The 17,486-nt window shown below is 62.1% G+C and carries 18 protein-coding genes; 10 read left to right on the forward strand and 8 right to left on the reverse strand.

Annotation, left to right across the window (positions count from 1 at the left end; genetic code table 11):
• Nucleotides 1–18: 18 nt before the first annotated feature.
• Both CAF74_RS26140 and CAF74_RS26145 read right to left on the reverse strand, forming a co-directional pair.
• Nucleotides 19–1,326, reverse strand: a complete 1,308-nt coding sequence (locus CAF74_RS26140; protein ID WP_085748251.1) for an ATP-binding protein — start codon at nt 1,324–1,326, stop codon at nt 19–21.
• Nucleotides 1,323–2,063: a response regulator gene (locus CAF74_RS26145; RefSeq protein ID WP_011333526.1), complete on the reverse strand. Its 741-nt coding sequence runs from the start codon at nt 2,061–2,063 to the stop codon at nt 1,323–1,325. The genes CAF74_RS26140 and CAF74_RS26145 overlap by 4 nt, the downstream gene beginning before the upstream one ends.
• Nucleotides 2,064–2,368: 305 nt before the next feature.
• Here CAF74_RS26145 and CAF74_RS26150 point away from each other — a divergent pair, with 305 nt between their 5' ends.
• From CAF74_RS26150 to CAF74_RS26160, 3 genes are all read left to right on the forward strand, one after another.
• Complete coding sequence (locus CAF74_RS26150; RefSeq protein WP_085748252.1) at nt 2,369–2,638, forward strand: DUF2790 domain-containing protein; 270 nt, start codon at nt 2,369–2,371, stop codon at nt 2,636–2,638.
• 29 nt (nt 2,639–2,667) lie between these two features.
• The gene (locus tag CAF74_RS26155) at nt 2,668–2,964 is read left to right on the forward strand and encodes a hypothetical protein (RefSeq protein ID WP_085748253.1); all 297 of its coding nucleotides are present in this window, start codon (nt 2,668–2,670) and stop codon (nt 2,962–2,964) included.
• A 77-nt stretch (nt 2,965–3,041) separates the two neighbouring features.
• Complete coding sequence (locus CAF74_RS26160) at nt 3,042–4,256, forward strand: cytochrome c biogenesis protein DipZ (RefSeq protein WP_085748254.1); 1,215 nt, start codon at nt 3,042–3,044, stop codon at nt 4,254–4,256.
• 18 nt (nt 4,257–4,274) lie between these two features.
• Here CAF74_RS26160 and CAF74_RS26165 read toward each other — a convergent pair whose 3' ends face one another.
• On the reverse strand, nt 4,275–4,736 hold the full coding sequence (locus CAF74_RS26165; protein WP_085748255.1) for a GNAT family N-acetyltransferase: 462 nt from the start codon (nt 4,734–4,736) through the stop codon (nt 4,275–4,277).
• 229 nt (nt 4,737–4,965) lie between these two features.
• On the opposite strand from CAF74_RS26165, the gene CAF74_RS26170 reads away from it, so the two are divergent.
• Nucleotides 4,966–5,238: a DUF4242 domain-containing protein gene (locus tag CAF74_RS26170; RefSeq protein ID WP_007957179.1), complete on the forward strand. Its 273-nt coding sequence runs from the start codon at nt 4,966–4,968 to the stop codon at nt 5,236–5,238.
• A gap of 25 nt (nt 5,239–5,263) precedes the next feature.
• On the forward strand, nt 5,264–6,076 hold the full coding sequence (locus tag CAF74_RS26175; protein ID WP_085748256.1) for a class I SAM-dependent methyltransferase: 813 nt from the start codon (nt 5,264–5,266) through the stop codon (nt 6,074–6,076).
• A gap of 41 nt (nt 6,077–6,117) precedes the next feature.
• Here the strand turns inward: CAF74_RS26175 and pcsA are convergent, their stop codons facing one another.
• The 3 genes from pcsA to CAF74_RS26190 all read right to left on the reverse strand — a co-directional run bounded on the left by pcsA (nt 6,118) and on the right by CAF74_RS26190 (nt 9,758).
• A complete protein-coding gene (pcsA, locus tag CAF74_RS26180; RefSeq protein WP_039767868.1) occupies nt 6,118–6,840 on the reverse strand; it encodes a phosphatidylcholine synthase in 723 nt (240 codons plus the stop codon).
• A gap of 190 nt (nt 6,841–7,030) precedes the next feature.
• Complete coding sequence (locus tag CAF74_RS26185; protein WP_085748257.1) at nt 7,031–8,332, reverse strand: cation:dicarboxylate symporter family transporter; 1,302 nt, start codon at nt 8,330–8,332, stop codon at nt 7,031–7,033.
• A gap of 70 nt (nt 8,333–8,402) precedes the next feature.
• Nucleotides 8,403–9,758 carry an adenylosuccinate lyase family protein gene (locus CAF74_RS26190; protein WP_085748258.1) on the reverse strand — a complete coding sequence of 452 codons (1,356 nt, stop codon included), beginning with the start codon at nt 9,756–9,758 and terminating at the stop codon, nt 8,403–8,405.
• Between the two features lie 117 nt (nt 9,759–9,875).
• On the opposite strand from CAF74_RS26190, the gene CAF74_RS26195 reads away from it, so the two are divergent.
• From CAF74_RS26195 to ligD, 5 genes are all read left to right on the forward strand, one after another.
• Complete coding sequence (locus tag CAF74_RS26195) at nt 9,876–10,610, forward strand: GntR family transcriptional regulator (RefSeq protein WP_007957169.1); 735 nt, start codon at nt 9,876–9,878, stop codon at nt 10,608–10,610.
• A gap of 92 nt (nt 10,611–10,702) precedes the next feature.
• Nucleotides 10,703–11,428, forward strand: coding sequence for a tellurite resistance TerB family protein (locus tag CAF74_RS26200; protein ID WP_085748259.1), 726 nt, complete (start codon nt 10,703–10,705; stop codon nt 11,426–11,428).
• 168 nt (nt 11,429–11,596) lie between these two features.
• The gene (locus CAF74_RS26205) at nt 11,597–12,973 is read left to right on the forward strand and encodes an iron-containing redox enzyme family protein (RefSeq protein ID WP_085748260.1); all 1,377 of its coding nucleotides are present in this window, start codon (nt 11,597–11,599) and stop codon (nt 12,971–12,973) included.
• Between the two features lie 11 nt (nt 12,974–12,984).
• Complete coding sequence (locus tag CAF74_RS26210) at nt 12,985–13,938, forward strand: methyltransferase (protein WP_085748261.1); 954 nt, start codon at nt 12,985–12,987, stop codon at nt 13,936–13,938.
• A 17-nt stretch (nt 13,939–13,955) separates the two neighbouring features.
• Entirely contained in the window at nt 13,956–16,502 is a 2,547-nt protein-coding gene (gene ligD, locus CAF74_RS26215; protein ID WP_085748262.1) for a DNA ligase D, read from the forward strand.
• Here the strand turns inward: ligD and CAF74_RS26220 are convergent, their stop codons facing one another.
• Both CAF74_RS26220 and CAF74_RS26225 read right to left on the reverse strand, forming a co-directional pair.
• Entirely contained in the window at nt 16,503–16,907 is a 405-nt protein-coding gene (locus tag CAF74_RS26220) for a hypothetical protein (protein WP_176240513.1), read from the reverse strand.
• Between the two features lie 117 nt (nt 16,908–17,024).
• A complete protein-coding gene (locus tag CAF74_RS26225; protein ID WP_039770957.1) occupies nt 17,025–17,339 on the reverse strand; it encodes a DUF2388 domain-containing protein in 315 nt (104 codons plus the stop codon).
• Nucleotides 17,340–17,486 lie beyond the last annotated feature (147 nt).

Consider the following 17,486-nt stretch of genomic DNA (forward strand, 5'->3'; position numbering starts at 1 on the left):
ACAGGGCTTTTTGTTGGTTCAGGCCTGTAGCGGCAATTTCAGCTCCGCACACAACCCGCCACCTTCGCGATTGCTCAGCGTCAGCGAACCGCCCAGCGCCATCGCCAGTTGCTGGGCAATCGCCAGCCCCAGCCCGGTGCCGCCGGTGCTGCGGTTGCGCGAGTTTTCGACGCGGTAGAAAGGCTCCATCACCTGGGCCAGCTCTTCTTCGGCGATGCCCGGGCCGCGATCCATGACCTTGATCGACAGTTCGTTCCTGTCGCGTTGAATCAGCAGCTCGGCAGCGCCGGCGAACTTCAGCGCGTTGTCGGTCAGGTTGACCAGCACCCGGCGCAACGCGTGGGGACGGGTGTCGATGACCGCCTCACTCTTGCCGCTCAACTGCACCTCTTTGCCCATGTCCTGATAGTCGAACACCAGGCTGTCGAGGAACGAGTCCAGATTGGTGCGTCGGCTTTCCTCGGTCGAGCCGTGGATGCTGCGGGCATAGGCCACACCTTCGCGCACCAGATGTTCCATCTCGCCGAGGTCGTTCCACAGTTTGTCTTTCTCGGCCGAATCGTCCATGAACTCTGCCCGCAGCTTCATGCGGGTGATCGGGGTTTGCAGGTCGTGGGAGATCGCCGCCAGCAGTTGCATGCGTTCTTTCAGGTACGCGGCGATGCGCGCCTGCATCGAGTTGAAGGCGCGGGCGGCGTAGGCCACTTCGTTCGGGCCTTTTTCGTCGAGGTTGATCGGGTGGGCGTTCGGGTCGAGGGTTTCCACGGCGTTGGCGAGGCGGGTAAGGGGGCGGATGGCGATGCGCACCGCCAGCCAGGTGCAGGCGAGCATCAGCGCCAGTTGCCCGAGCAATACCACCGGCAGCCATGGCGACAGCGGCACCATCGACGGGCGCACATCGATGGTCACCGGGCTGCCGTCGCTCAGGCGCAGGTGGCCCTGAAAGTGTTTTTTCGGGCCGGGAATATCGGTGAACGTCAGCGGATAGGCCTCGCCAATTGCGTCGGTGATCGAGGTGACGGCAATCGGCACGTCCTGCGGATCCAGCGGTGTACCCGGTTCGCCTTCGCTCAGCAGATAGCCGTAATTCTTGCGAGCCAGGCGTTTGAGCCACATTGGGCGTTCTTCGGCGGGCAGTCGGTCGAGGATGGCAATCGAGGTCGAAACGTCGGTTTCGAGGTTGCCGAGCATGGTGTTTTTCGCGCTTTCGTAGCGCTCGTAATACTGCGCGCCGAACGACAGCGCCTGAGCGAGGATCAACCCGATCAGGAAAATCAGCGACAAGCGGGAGGCGAGGGTACGCGGCCAGTGCAGGGCGAGATTCATGCGGGGGCTCCGAGGACTTCGACCGGCAGCGAAAACACATAGCCTTCGCTGCGCACGGTCTTGATGTAGGCCGGTTCGCGGGCGTCATCCAGCAGGCGCTGGCGCAGGCGGCTGACCAGCAGATCGATGGATCGGTCGAACAGATCGGCGTCGCGGCCCTGGGTCAGATTCAGCAACTGGTCGCGGCTCAGCACCCGTTGCGGATGGTCGAGGAACACCCGCAGCAAACGGTATTCCGCACCACTGAGCGCGACCATGGTGCCGTCCTTGTCCAGCAGATGCCGGGCGGAGGTGTCGAGCTGCCAGCGACCGAACGCCAGCAGCCGGCCGCTTTCGGTGACCACCAGATTCGGCGGCAGCATCCGGGTGCGGCGCAGCACAGCATTGATCCGCGCCAACAGTTCGCGGGCGGCGAAGGGTTTGGTCAGGTAGTCGTCGGCGCCCATTTCCAGGCCGAGGATGCGGTCGGTTTCATCATTGCGCGCGGTCAGCATCAGGATCGGTGTGGCCTTGTGTTTGCCCGAGCGCAATTCGCGGCACAGCAGCAGACCATCGTCGCCGGGCATCATGATGTCGAGCACGATCAGGTCGACGGTATTGGCTTCTAGAAAACTGCGCATCTGCCGGCCATCGGCAACCACCGTGGTGCGCAGGCCGTTCTTCTTCAGGTAATTGCCGACCAGTTCGCGAATCTCGCGGTCGTCGTCGACGATCAGGATGTGATCGACATGTTCCATGGGGCCAAACCTCAATCAAAGGGGATTGCCGAGCAGTCTATCGAGCCTGCGCGAGGCCGCCTGCCTGCCTTTGTATTGCAGTGTATCCAGCGCTGTGACGGATACACGCCGACGCAAAAAGCGGATTTTTACAGGGTTTTGTATCGCTGTGTATCCCGGGCGCGTGCGGATACGTAGCGATTTATACACGGCATTTGCCGACACATGCGCGATACCTCGCGAGCTTTAAATGAGCTCCATCGAGGCACACACAGAACGCCTCGGCCCACTCAACGATTCAACCATTGAAGCCCGAGGAAAACGCCATGAACGCCAAGACCAAATCGATCGCTGCCGCATGCCTGTTTGCCGCTTTGAACATCTGCACCCTGTCGGCCCGCGCCGAAGCCGATGTCACTCCGCAAACCTACTCCTACGGCAGCCACCTGGACATCCAGAAAGTCGTGTCGCTGAAACAGGACAACTCGATGACCTGTGGCATCGTCGACGCCCGCCTGACCTACCTCGACTCGGCCGGCAAGACCCAGGTGCTCGACTACCGCAAATTCGCCGACCGCTGCAACGAAGACAACTGATTACCCACCTCTATAAAAGGAACATCGCCATGAACAACGTATCGCGCTATCTGACCGCTGTTGCCTTCTCCCTCGCCGGCGTCGCGGCCCACGCCAACGCTGCCGTCGAACAGAACAGCTGTGGCAGCAGCACCTGCTTCCAATTGGCTCCGGTGGCCAAGCCGGGCATCGACGGCCTGATCGCCGCCGACGGCGCCAGCCGCACACCGCAGGGGCAAATGGTCGCCGCCGACGGTTCCAGCCATACGCCGCAAGGCCAGACGCTGGCCGAGAACGGTGCCAGCCGCACGCCGCAAAGCCAGTGGCTGGACAACCAGACGGCTTGAGGATTGAAGGGGGCTGCCCGTAACGGGCGGCCCCCGACCCAGTCAACAGACCATCCCTCATTCAAAAGGTGAACCTCATGTTTCTCATCGCTTTCCTGGGCGGTCTGTTGACTGTCCTCAGTCCGTGCATCCTGCCGGTGGTGCCGTTTCTGTTCGCCGGTGCCGACCGCACTCGTTCTTCGATCCTGCTGACCCTCGGCGGCATGGCCCTGACCTTTGCCCTGATCTCCAGCCTGGCGGTGGTCAGCAGCGAGTGGGTGATCGAGGCCAGCAACACCGGTCGCCACATTGCGCTGGCGGTAATGGTGCTGTTTGCGCTGTCGCTGATTTCCGCGCGCATCGGTGACTGGCTGGCGCAGCCCTTTGTGCTGCTGGGCAATCGCCTCGACCCCGACGCCCGGAAAAAGACCGGGCCCATGGCGTCGATCATGATCGGTGTCGCCACCGGTCTGCTGTGGGCGCCGTGCGCCGGTCCGATCCTCGGCGTGATCCTCACCAGTGCCATGCTGCAAGGCGCCAACGCCCAGACCAGCCTGTTGCTGCTGGCCTACGGCGCGGGCAGCGCGCTGTCGCTGGGAACGCTGATCTTCGCCGGTCGCGGTCTGGTCAACCGACTGAAACCGTCGATTCCTTTCACTGGCTGGTTCCGCCGCGGCGCGGGTGTTGCGGTGCTGGCGACGGCGGCGGTGATCGCCACCGGTACCGACAACGTGCTGCTGGCCAATACCTCGTCCCAAGGCGTGGCATCGGTCGAGAAAAGCGTGCTGGAGAACGTGCCGAAAGTGGTGGACTACTTCGTCAGCAAAGTCCGTGCAGACTCGACTGAAGACGAGGCGGGCAAAGGCGCGATGCCGTCGCTGTCCGGTGCGGTGCAATGGCTGAACTCGCCGGAACTGACAGCCGAGTCCCTGCGCGGCAAAGTGGTGCTGGTGGACTTCTGGACGTATGACTGCATCAACTGCCAGCACACCCTGCCGTACGTCAAAGAGTGGGAGAAGAAGTACGGCAAGGACGGCCTGGTGGTGATCGGTGTGCACACCCCGGAATACGGCTATGAGCGGATCATCGACAACGTCAAGGATCAGGTGAAGAAGCTCGGCATCACCTACCCGGTAGCCATCGACAACAACTACGCGATCTGGCGCAACTTCGATAACCAGTACTGGCCGGCGCATTATCTGGTCGACGCCAAGGGGCAGGTGCGTTACACCCACTTTGGCGAAGGCAGTTACCAGGCGCAGGAGCAGATGATTCAGCAACTGCTCAAAGAGGCCAAGGCGCCTGCTGCGTAAACCGTGAAACTCAATGGCTCACAGGTCGCGCACCATGAGCCATTGTTCGTTGCCCCAGGCGTGAAAACGCTCCAGCATCGTCCAGCCGCGTTTGGCGTAATAGTCCCGTTTGCTTTGGGTGTGCAGGTAGAAACGCGGCAGGCCCCGGTGTTTCGCTTCTTCAGCGATTCCCTCGATCAGTCTTTCTGCCAGCCCCTGGCCGCGTGATTCGGGGCTCACCAGCACACAGGCCAGCCACGGCCCCAGATCCGGTCGAAGGGCCAGGTCCGCCCGGGCCAGTGCCGCACCACCCAGCAGTCGTTCTCCGTCCAGCGCAATCAGGCAGCGCCAGTCGCCATTGGTCTGGCCCTCGGCAAATTCACGCTGCCATTCGGCCAGGGGCTGCTCGGCATATTCGTAGTGAAACTGGCGGTGGATCCACGCCGCGTAAGTGTCGCTGTGCTGCAGGTGATCGGCGAGCCATTCGAAGCGCAAGGACATGATCGAACTCCGTTCCGGTGAGGGCCTGCATGAGAGCCGATCAGCCGGCGCGTTGGCAACCCCCCGACAGTGTTTCGGGGCCTTTACAAAATCCCGCCACTCATCGGCCAAAGCCCGGTTTTACGGGCTCTCCGGACGATTGGCAGGGACGCCGGACAGCGCCCGCGCGATAGTGGGCGAGCAGGGCCGCCAACGGCTCTGACATCCATAAAAAGAAAGCGAGGTTGCCATGCCGAAGTTCGTGATTGAACGCGAGATTCCAGGAGCCGGAAAGCTATCGGAGCAAGAACTCAAGGCCGTATCGCAAACGTCCTGCAACGTGCTGCGTGAACTCGGGCCAGAGGTGCAGTGGCTGCAGAGTTATGTGACTGCCGACAAGATCTATTGCGTGTACATCGCACCCAACGAAGAGCTGGTGCGCGAACACGCCAAGCGTGGGGGATTTCCGGCCAACAGCGTGTCCCGGGTAACGAGCATCATCGACCCGACCACCGCCGATTGACCCCTCTGCCGCGGAGCACCCATTCATGAGTACCCCCATTGATCTCACTGCCCTGAAGGAACGCCAGAAAGTCGCCTGGGCCAGTGGCGACTACGCCGTGATCGGCACCACCTTGCAGATCGTCGGCGAAACCCTCGCCGAGGCCTGCGACCTGCGCTGCGATGAAGAAGTGCTGGACGTTGCCGCCGGCAACGGCAATGCGACGCTGGCGGCGGCACGCCGGGGTTGTCTGGTGACGTCCACCGATTATGTCGCGGCGTTGCTGGAACGCGGCCAGGACCGGGCGCGCGCCGAGCATCTGGAGGTGACCTTTCAGGTCGCCGATGCCGAAGCGCTGCCGTTTGCCGATTCCAGTTTCGACGCAGTGCTGTCGACGTTCGGCGTGATGTTCGCCCCGGATCAGGCGAAAGCGGCCAAGGAACTGGGTCGGGTCTGTCGCCGTGGCGGACGGATCGGCCTGGCCAACTGGACACCGGAAGGCTTCGTCGGCCAGATGTTCAAGACCCTCGGTCGATACTTGCCACCGCCACCCGTTGCGCAACCGCCCTCGAACTGGGGCGCGGAAGCCTGGCTGCATTCGCATTTCGACGATCGCCAGTTTCAGTTGCAGGTGACTCGGCGCCACTTCAACTTCCGCTATCGCTCGGCGGCGCATTTCATTGATGTGTTTCGCCACTGGTACGGCCCGGTACACAAGGCGTTCGCGGCGTTGCCGCCGGAGAGCGGTCAGGCGCTGGAAACAGACCTGACGCTACTGATCGACGGGCTGAACCGGGCGGGGTCGGAATCGATGGTGGTGCCGAGTGAGTACCTGGAGGTAGTCATCACCAAACGCTGAAGCCATTGTGGGAGCGAGCCGGCTCGCTCCCACAGGAGTTTCTATTTCAGATGCGCACTGTCGAACCACTCCAGCGCCGTGCGCCAGATGCAGATGCCGAGAAAGTACGCCGACGCCAGCAGCCACAGGCCCATCACCAGCGGGTTGATCACCGGGTGGTTCAGCACCAGCGACAGGCTGCACAGCAACCAGATCGCCGTCACCGCAATGTTGATCGGCATGAACCGGCGCACCCGGAACGGGTGCAGGAATTTCATCCGGGTCACGGTCAGCAGCGCCAGGCCAATCACCGTCAGGAAGGTGAGCCACGGCCCCGGATCAATGATGTACAGGCACAACGCAACCACGTTCCACGCGGCGGGAAAGCCGACGAAGTAGTTGTCCTTGCTCTTCATGTTGACGTTGCAGAAGCAGAACAGCGACGACACCAGAATCAGCGACACGGTCAGCAGCAGGGTGTAGTCAGGCAGGGGAATGTAGCGATAGATGAACAGCGCCGGGATGAACACGTACGTCAGGTAGTCGATCACCAGATCGAGGATCGATCCGTCGAAGCTCGGCAGCACCGACTGCACGTTGACCTTGCGCGCCAGCGCCCCGTCGAGGCCGTCGACGATCAGCGCCACGCCCAGCCACATCAGGCAGTGGATCGGCTGGTTTTCCAGCAGGGCAAGGGTGGCCAGGAAGGCGGTGACCACGCCGGTCGCGGTGAAACCATGGGCGCCCCAGGCCTTGAGCCTGGCGATGTGGACGGTCGATATCACGAAGGCGTTCTCCAGAAAGTGCAGCAAGCCGCGTAAACCCTTGGGCAGCAAGGGTGGCGACCAACCGGGTCGGGGTTGCAGTTATCGACCGGTCGGGCCGGGTCAAGGTTCACCCATTCTTGAAGATTAGCTGGCCCTGAAAAAAATACCCCGGCAGGGCCGGGGCATTTTTATGTGACATCGGTAACCGTCAGAGCGCGGCTTCCGGACTGCGGCCGAACACCCGGCTGTATTCAGCCTTGGCGGTCTGCTCGGTGAACTCCCCCGACCACTTCGACACCACCACGGTTGCCACGCTATTGCCGATGGTGTTGCAGGTGGCAATGGCCATCGACATGAAGCGGTAGACGCCGAACAGCAGCGCCAGACCTTCCACCGGCAGGACGCCAATCGCCGTGACGGTTGCTGCGAACACCACGAAGCTGCCACCGGACACCGCCGCCGCGCCTTTGGAGGTGACCAGCATGATCGCGATGGTGCCCAGTTGTTGCTCCCAGCTCATCGGCACACCGTAGGCATTGGCGATGAACAGCACGCACAGCGACATGTAAATGGACGTGCCGTCGAGATTGAAGGCATAACCGGTGGGCAGCACCAGACCGACGCTCTGTTTCGAGCAACCGAACTTCTCGAGTTTTTGCAGCAGGCGCGGCAGGGCGCTTTCCGATGAAGCGGTGCCGAGCACGATGAAAATCTCATCCTTGATGTACTTGAGGAACCGCCACAGGCTGAATCCGGAAATACGGCAGACCGCACCCAGTACGACAAAGATGAAAAACGCCACGCCGACGTAGAACATCAGCACCAGATTGGCCAGCGACATCAGCACCGCCGAGCCGTTGCTGCCAACCGCGTACGCCACCGAACCGAACGCGCCGAGCGGAGCGAACTTCATGATCAGGTTGATGAACTCGAAGAAGCACTCCGAGACCCGACTCAGACTATCCTCGATCACGCTGCGGCGTTCCGGTTTCAACGCCAGCAGGGCGAAGCCGAACAGCACCGAAATCACCAGCACTTGCAGCAATTGGCCGCCGGCGAAGGCGCCGACGAAGTTGTCCGGGAAAATCCCGTAGATGAAGTCCAGGGTCGACGCCGGGGCATGGCCCTTGGCGACGGCGGCACTGGCGGCTGCGGCAGTGGCGCTGCTCGGGTGAGCGTCGTGCATGCCGGAGCCGATGTTCAGCAGGTTGCCCCAGAGCAGGCCGATGGCCAGGGCGATGGTCGATACCACTTCAAAGTAGATCAACGCACGCAGGCCGACTTTGCCCACGCGTTTGATGTCGCCCGCCGAGGCGATGCCGTGGACCACGGTGAAAAACACCAGCGGGGCGACGGCGGTCTTGATCAGCTTGAGGAAGATGTCGCCGAGAATCTTGAAGCTGGCCGCCAGTTCCGGCGCGAGGAAGCCGAAGGCAATCCCCAGCAGCATGGCGGCGACTACCTGAAAGGTCAGGTCCTTGTACAGCGGTTTTTTGTCGGGGGTGGTCATGTCTGCGGTCTCGTTGTTGTTATTGGCGAGCGATGGGCAGAGGGCTCGCGCGCGGCGAGCCCAGTGAGGATCAGCGTTTGACCGAACCCTCACGTGCCAGGGCGATGTCGACCATCTGCGGCGCAAGGCCCAGGTAGTTGGCCGGATCGGTCAGGCGCTTGAGTTCCTCGACATCCAGTTGCGCGGTGGCCTCACCCTGGGCCAGCAGCGCGTCGAGCAGGCTGGTGCCCTGATCGTTGGCCATGCGGCAGGCGGCATAGACCACGTCATGCGCAACCTGACGACCGAGTGCTGGCGCCAGCCCCATCATTACGGCTTCGGCGACGATCAGGCCCTGGGTCATGTCGAGGTTTTTGCGCATGCGCTCGGTGCGCACTTCAAGGCCGGCGAGCATGAACTTCGCCTGACCCAGCGAGGCAGCGCTGAGGGCAAAGGCTTCCGGGATGGCGATCCATTCGGCTTGCCATGGACCGGTGGAGCGCTCGAAGTCCTGAATCATTGCGTCAAGCATCAGACCCGCCTGCTGGCGCACGCCTTTGGCAGCGGCATACATCAGCTCGCAGGAAATCGGATTGCGCTTTTGCGGCATGGTGCTGCTAGCGCCACGGCCCTTGACGAACGGTTCGTAAACTTCACCCAGTTCGCTGGTCATCATCATCATGACGTCGAGGGCAATCTTGCCCAGCGAGCCGGTGACCAGACCGAGGAAGTTCAGGGTTTCCGCCAGACCATCGCGGGCGACGTGCCAGGTGGCTTGCGGCACGCCCAGACCCAGTTCAGCCATCAGCGCTTCCTGCACTTCCAGACCTTTGTCGCCAAGGGAGGCGAGGGTGCCCGCCGCGCCGGCAAACTGACCGATTTCCACCCGTGGACGCAGCTCCACCAGACGTTCGGCGTGGCGGTCGAACATGCTCAGCCACACCGCGCACTTATAGCCGAAAGTGATTGGCAGCGCGTGCTGCAAATGCGTGCGGCCGGCCATTGGCGTGTCGCGATAGTGCTTGGCAAGGTCGGCGAGCAAACCGCGCACCGCTTGAATGTCGCGCTCGACGATGGCCAGCGCAGCGCGGACTTGCAGGACGACGGCAGTGTCCATGATGTCCTGGGTGGTCGCGCCCCAGTGCACGTAACGGCCGGCTTCACCGCAGGTTTTCGACAGCTGCTCCACCAGCGGCAGGATCGGGTAACCGACGATTTCGGTCTCGTGCTGCATCAGCGCCAGATCGAGCGAGGCATAGGTTGCCAGCTCGGCAATCTGTTCGGCGGCAGCCGCCGGGATCACGCCGCAGCGCGCTTCGGCCCGGGCCAGGGCGACTTCCACTTCAATGTAGCGTTCGATCAGGGCTTGGTCGGAAAACACGCTGCGCATCTCGGCGGTGCCGAACATGTCGCGGAACAGGGCGGAGTCGAAGACAGTGCTGGACATGAGGGAATCCTGAATATGTTTGTTATTGATCGGACATATTTATTATGTCCGTACATAATTCTTGCGCCCTCGCTGATACACTGTCAACTCGCTTAACCATCGGGACTGATGAAAGGTATGAACACGCGCTATGCGGTCGTTGCAAAAGACTTGATGGAGGGCATCTCCAGCGGTCGCTATCCGCTCGGATCGCTGCTGCCGACCGAGTTCGAACTGTGCGAGCTGTACGACGTGAGCCGGCACACCGTGCGGGCGGCCATTACGCAGTTGCAGAATCAGGGGCTGGTCTCGCGGCGCAAGCGGGTCGGAACCCGCGTCGAGTCTGTCTCGCCGAAGGGCGGGTACTCGCAGTCGCTGGCCTCGGTGTCCGACCTGGTGCACCTGGCGGAAACCCAGATGCGCAGCATTCAGAACGTCTCCCGTTTTGTCGCCGACATCGCCCAGGCCCGACGCCTGGGCATGGAGCCGGGGGAGCATTATTTTTGCGTGTCGAGCATTCGCGTCGACGAACAGAACCGGCGGGCGCCGCTGTGCTGGACCGATGTCTACGCGCAGGAAACCTACGCCGAAGTCATCGAGCTGGCCGAACAGCATCCGGACGAACTGATCGCCGCGCTGATCGAGCGCCATTTCGGCCGGCACATCGACGTGGTCGACCAACAGGTGCGCGCGGTGTTGCTGAGTCCGGAGATCGCCAAAAGCCTCAACGCCGAAGCCGGGTCGCCGGGGCTGAACATCATTCGCCAGTACCGTGACGAGGACGGCGCGCTGATGGTGGTATCGGAAACCACGCACCCCGAAGACCGCTTCACACTGGTGACACAGATGCGCCGGGAAAAGAGTCCGGGTTGATGCCCGGCGTCAGCCCAACGGTGCTGGCACATCGCATCAAGAGGACTATCGTTGCCTGACGCAGTCATACCCCTTTGCCTGAGGACAACGTCATGAACACCAGTGATCTGCTCGAACAACTGCTGCGAGGCCAGGCCTCGGCGGGACAACAAGCTGGCGCGTCGGCCGGCGGGGGAGCGGGTGGGCTTGGCGGGTTGCTCGGCGGTCTGCTGGGCAGCGGCAGTGGCGGCGGTTCTCCTGCCGGAGGGCTGGGTGGCCTGGGCGGGCTGCTTGGCGGATTGCTCGGCGGTGGCGGGGCGCTGGGTGGCGGTACGCAGCGTCGGTCCGGCGGCACCAACTACGCGGCGCTGGCCTCGCTGGGCATGATGGCTTTCCAGGCGTATCAGGCCTGGCAACGCAGCCAGGCGTCCGCCGCGCCGCAGCAAACCCCGCAAACTGCGGACCTGTTGTCCGGCCCGCAAGTCGAAGAACACAGCCACGCCGTTCTGCGTGCATTGATCGCGGCGGCCAAGGCTGACGGGCGGATCGATGAGTCGGAAAAACACCTGATCAGCAGCGAAATCGGCAAGCACACCGATGACCCGAACCTGCAGCAATGGCTCGACGATGAAGTCGCCAAGCCGCTGGACCCCACCGAAGTGGCTCAGGCGGCGCAGAACGATCCGGCCATGGCCGCCGAAATGTATCTGGCCAGCGTGATGCTGGTGGACGATCAGCAGGACGCCGAGCGCAATTATCTGGATGAACTGGCGGCGGCGTTGCAGATCGACCCCGAGTTGCAGGTTCACCTGGAGCAGCAGGCCAAGGGTACGGCCTGACAGCAAAACCTCGCAGCCTTCGACCGCGTCTGTTCAAACCAGGAACGTGTCGGGGGCTCCGTCCGTCCGGGCAAATTTAACGTCGATTGAATTTTCGGCAGGCGCCGCCTCTCTGCTGCATTAGAGGCGAGTGACTGAGCGTCCTGCCAATTGATCGAGAATATTGCCATGACTGTCCTGACTCACCTGCAAGCTGCCCCCGCCCAATCGCGACCGCTCGACTCTTCGGGTGAGTTGCGGCGTATCCATGAAGCGCTTTTATCCGACGAACATCCGCAGCCGCTCGCGCGCGCCTTTCTGGAAGATCAACTGCTGCAGGCCGCGCAGTTGAAGGATGAGCTGCCATCGGACCCAGCGCAGTGGTATGCCTGGGTGGCAGAGCACTGTGCCGATGTCGCCCGGCAATATGCCGACTACCTGCAACAACGCAGGGCTGGGGGCGCACGGCAGTTCTTCAGTTGCAAGGCGCATGCGCTGTATTTCCTGCAAGCGGTAGCACCGACCAAGCTGGTTGATGGCGCCTGGCTCTATGGTCTGCTGGGACAGTGGCGCGATCCGCGCTTCAGCAGCCTGCTCAGCACCTATCTGGAAGAGCTGGGCGATGGCAATCCGGCGCAGAATCACGTCGTGATCTACCGTCAACTGCTCGCCGAACAAGGCCTCGAGCCCAGCAGTCCTCTGCCCGACGAACGCTACCTGCAAGGCGCGCTGCAATTGGCCCTGGGTGCCGGCGGCATGGATTTTCTCCCGGAGGTGATCGGTTACAACCTTGGTTACGAACAGCTGCCCTTGCACCTGTTGATCAGCAGTTACGAGCTCAGTGAGTTGGGGATCGATCCCTACTATTTCACCCTGCACGTGACCATCGACAACGCCAGCACCGGCCATGCGCAAAAAGCCGTTCAGGCCGTTCTTGATCTGTTGCCTCTGGAAGCCGATCGCAGCGATTTCCTGCGCCGGGTCTCGCTGGGCTATCGGCTTAATGACCTGGGACAGGGCAGTCGCGCAATCATCGAGGAGTTCGATCTGGAGCGCGAACTGTTGGCGATGCTTGAACGCAAGTGTCCGTTCGCCCAACACATGCACTCCGACTATTGCCGCTTTGAAGGCAAGACCGTTAATCAGTGGCTGGCCGATCCGCAGCAGCTGTCCGGATTCTTGCAGGCCATGCAGGACAAAGGCTGGATCAAGCGCCACGAAGATCCGCAGGGCAGCCGCTTCTGGCAATTGATCGATGGCGATGGTGCGGCGATGTTCGGCGTGTTCAGCGCCTATGAAAAACAACTGGTGCACGACTGGATTGCCGGAAACTGGACTTCTGCGGACAAACCCGTCGCGTTCCGCCGCCGCCCCTCGGTCCCTGCGCCGATCGAGGTGCCCGAACAGGACCCTGATGTGCAGCGCCTCAGTGCGGCGCTGCAAGGGCAGGACGCTCACAGCCAAATCGCAACGTTGATCCCTTGGCTTGCGCCGGCACGCCATGCACATCCGGCCGGGCTGCTCGCCACTCGCCGTTTCATCCAACTCAAATCCGGCCTGCGTTAAGGAAGTCATCAATGAATCAGGAAGAACAACTGTCCGCCAACGACCTCGTGCTGCTGCAACTGGGGCGGCGCTTGCAGGCCGACGGCTATCGTTTCATCACCCCGACGCCGCTGACCCATCAACGGGTCAACCAGCGTGACGAAGGACAACCAGCCGATTGCCTGCGGGATGTGTTCGGATGGTCGCGCCCGTTCGAACCGGGCCTTCTGTCCGCCGATGAACAACGGCAATTGCAGGACGCCAAGGTGATCGATGAGTTCGACGGGCGCTTAAAGAGCCGGGTGCGCTGGTCGAGCCTGGATGACTTGCTTTTCGTGCATTCCGGATTCCCCACCGATGCCGCCGACTCAGTGTTCTTCGGCCCGGACACCTATCGCTTTGCTCAACTGATCCACAGCCATTTGCAGCAGAACTTTGCGCCGATCCACCGGGCGGTGGACATCGGTTGTGGCGCCGGAGTCGGCGCAATCCTGATCGGCCGTGCCCGGCGAGAAGCGCAAGTGCTGGCGGTGGATATCAACCCCGCCGCATTGCGCCTGACCACGATCAACGCGGCGTTGGCCGAAGTAGCCAATGTCGAAGTGCGCGCCAGTGATGTATTGCAGGGCGTCGACGGCGAATTCGACCTGATCGTCGCCAACCCGCCGTACATGGCCGATCCGGCCGGGCGAGCTTACCGCCACGGTGGCGGGACGCTGGGGGCTGGCCTGTCGCTGCGGATCGTCGAACAGGCGCTCAATCGCCTGACTCTCGGCGGCTCGCTGGTGCTTTATACCGGTGTGGCGATGGTTGATGGCCGCGATCCCTTCCTCGATACCGTAGTGCCACGGCTGGATGAAAAGCGCTTCGGCTGGACCTACCGCGAACTCGATCCCGATGTGTTCGGCGAAGAGTTGTTGAACCCCGGCTATCAGCGCGTCGACCGGATCGCCGTGGTCGCGCTGACGGTGACTCGAACAGGCTGAAACAAGGCAGGTGCAGGATGAGCAGGAATCTTGACGACTACAACCGGATGCGCGACTTTTCGGCGACCTCTGAACCGGCAGCTGAACGACGTCGGGGCAAGAAATCCGCCGGCGACCACGCCCTGCAATTCTGCATTCAAAAGCACGACGCCTCGCACCTGCACTATGACTTTCGCCTGGAACTCGACGGCGCGCTCAAGAGCTGGGCGGTGCCCAAGGGCCCGTCGCTGGATCCCAAGGTCAAGCGCCTGGCGGTGCACGTCGAGGATCACCCGCTGGATTACGCGACGTTCGAGGGCAGCATTCCCGAAGGGCATTACGGTGCCGGCGATGTGATCGTCTGGGATCGCGGCGTGTGGATTCCGCTGGAAGACCCGGAGAAAGCCTACGCCAAGGGCAAGCTCAAATTCGAACTGCAAGGCGAGAAGCTCGCCGGGGTGTGGAATCTGGTGCGCACCCACATGCCAGGCAAAAAAGAGCAGTGGTTTCTGATCAAGCATCAGGACAGCGCCGCGCGCCCGCAAAGCGATTACGACGTGCTGGTCGCCGAGCCCGACAGCGTGCTCAGCGAGCGCACGATCGTCGACAAACCCAGCCTCAGTGCGAAGCAGGTCAAGCCGCTGAAGGCTTCGTCGAAAGCGCCGCGCAAGCCGGCTTCGGGCAAACTTGCCGGGGCGCACAAGGCCAGGATTCCCGCGCAACTCAAACCGCAACTGGCCACCCTGGTGGAGAGTGCGCCGGAAGGGGATTGGCAATACGAGATCAAGTTCGACGGCTATCGGATCATGGCGCGTATCGATCAGGACGAGGTGCAGTTGTTCACCCGCAATGGCCATGACTGGACGCACAAATTGCCGAAACAGGCGCAAGCCCTGGCGACGCTGGGCCTGGAGTCGGCGTGGCTGGATGGTGAGATGGTCGTCGCCGACGCAGACGGAGTGCCGGACTTTCAAGCCCTGCAAAACGCGTTCGATTCGGGACGCAGCGAAAACATCGTCTATTACTTGTTTGATCTGCCGTATCTGAACGGTGTCGACCTGCGCGAGGTGCCGGTGGAGGAACGGCGCGCAGCGCTGGCCACTGTTCTGAAAACCCATCAAGACCCGCTGCTGCGTTTCTCCGAAGCGTTCGACGAAACCCCGCAGGCGTTGCTCAACAGCGCCTGCCAGATGCGCATGGAAGGCTTGATCGGTAAACGCCTCGGCTCGCCTTACGTGTCGCGCCGCAGCAGCGACTGGATCAAGCTCAAGTGCAAGCATCGCCAGGAATTCGTGATCGTCGGCTACACCGATCCGAAAGGCGCGCGCAGTTCGTTCGGCGCGTTGCTGCTGGGTCTGCATGATCGTGACAGCGGCGAGTTGCGGTACGCCGGCAAGGTCGGCACGGGATTCAATGAAACCACCCTCAAGAGCATCCTCGCGCAGCTCAAACCGTTGCGGGTGAAGAAACCGGCGGTGGCCAGCCCGCCCACGGGGTTCGAGGCCAAGGGTGTGCACTGGCTCAAGCCTAGTCTGCTGGCGGAAGTGGCGTTTGCCGAAATGACCCAGGACGGCTCGGTGCGCCACGCCGTGTTCCATGGCCTGCGCGAGGACAAACCGGCCAAGGACATCACCGAGGAGCGCGCCAAACCGATGAAGACTTCAAAGGCTCAATCTACCGCGCCGTCCCAAACCGATCTGGCCGACGGCAAGGTGCGGATCACTCACCCCGACCGGGTGATCGACGCCAGCAGTGGCACCACCAAAATGCAGCTGGCCGAGTATTACGCCAGCGTCGCCGAATGGATTCTGCCGCAGCTCAAGGACCGCCCCGTGGCGCTGGTACGTGCGCCGGACGGCATCGCCGGTGAGCTGTTCTTCCAGAAGAACGCCGAGAACCTGGCGATCCCCGGCATCCGCACGCTCGACAAGGAGCTGACCGGCCAGCCGGTGATGCTGATCAACAACGCCGAAGCCTTGATCGGCGCGGTGCAGATGAGCACGGTCGAACTGCACACCTGGAACGCTACCACCACCGATCTGGACAAGCCCGACCGCTTTGTCCTCGACCTCGACCCGGATCCGGCGCTGCCCTGGAAAAGCATGGTCGAAGCCACGGCGCTGACCCTGACCGTGCTGGACGAGTTGGGCCTCAAGGCGTTTCTCAAGACCAGCGGCGGCAAGGGCATTCATCTGGTGGTGCCGCTGACCCGCAAGCATGGCTGGGACGAGATCAAGGATTTCAGCCACGCCATCGTCACGCACATGGCGAAATTGTTGCCGGAGCGCTTTTCTGCGGTGTCCGGGCCGAAAAATCGCGTAGGGCGGATTTTCATCGATTACCTGCGCAACGGCCTGGGCGCCACCACCATTTGCGCCTACGCAGCGCGTACCCGCGAAGGGTTGCCGGTGTCTGTGCCGCTGTTTCGGGAAGAGGTCGGGGAGATCAAGGGTGCCGATCAATGGAACGTACGCAACGTTCACGAACGACTGGCGGAAGTGGGCGATGAACCTTGGGCTGACATGAAGAAAACCCGGCAGAGCATTACGGCCGAGATGCGTAAGCGGGTGGGCATGAAAAAATGATCAGGTGCCGCGCAGCAAGTCGTGGGCGTTGAGCAGATCGAAGGCGACTTGCGGATTGTTTTCCAGGCCACGGCGGATGGCGGCGGGGATGGTTTTGCGGGTTTTGCGGCAGAGTCCAGGAAGCTCTTCGACCTCGATTTCGATGCCGCCTCGCACGGTACGCACTTCACCGAACTTCGGTGCGATCAGCACGCGAATCCCGAGCTGATCGAACATCTTGCCTTGCAGCCGCTCGAGGTCGGCGAGGTCTTTGAGGTTTTCCAGACGCTCGAGCAGACGCTTTTCTTCCTCGCGAGTCAGCAAAAGGATGCGCACATCCGCGCCGGGCGTATCCAGCAGCGGATCACGCCCGCAGATGCACAGACCCGGCGGGCAAGGGGAGCGGAGTGAGGCGGAAATCGTCATGGCCTCCATCATAGAGGCCGTTCGACGGTTTTGCCCATGGTCGTTCGCCAGCCGTCCATCGGCAGGGCGTAACGGTGGCAAGTCCGTCAGCCACCATCATCATCGAACGTGCCGTGGTTACTGCGACAGACCTTCGTAGTGAACCAGGATGGCGTTGGCCAGCTCTTCATCGCTGGCGTTCAGGCCAGGATTGTCCTGACGCACCTGCTGCAGTACCGATTCCAGGTACACGCCACGGATCGTTCCGCCGCTGGCGACGAATGCCGACAAGTCGTCACGGGCCGGAATCACCATTTTGTGATCCTTGAACGTGGAATACAGCGAGGCGGAAACGCCGGCCGAAGTGGCGACATCCCCCGCATCCACGCGGGCGAAAGCCGAACCGAAAGGCAGGCACAGCATAAGAGACGAAACCAGTAGTAAACGACGCATGACGGTGTTCCTCCAGCAGCGTAAAGCGAAAAGGAAGTACCACATAATGTGAGAGGTGTCGGCGGGCACGGGAGTTCCGTAAGTCGGCTCAGCCGGTTGGGGGCGGCATGAGAACCGTCGCACAGTGCGGCATTTTTACTGGATGTA

The organism is Pseudomonas sp. R45(2017) (assembly GCF_002112305.1).
Classification (GTDB): Bacteria; Pseudomonadota; Gammaproteobacteria; order Pseudomonadales; family Pseudomonadaceae; genus Aquipseudomonas; species Aquipseudomonas paraglycinae.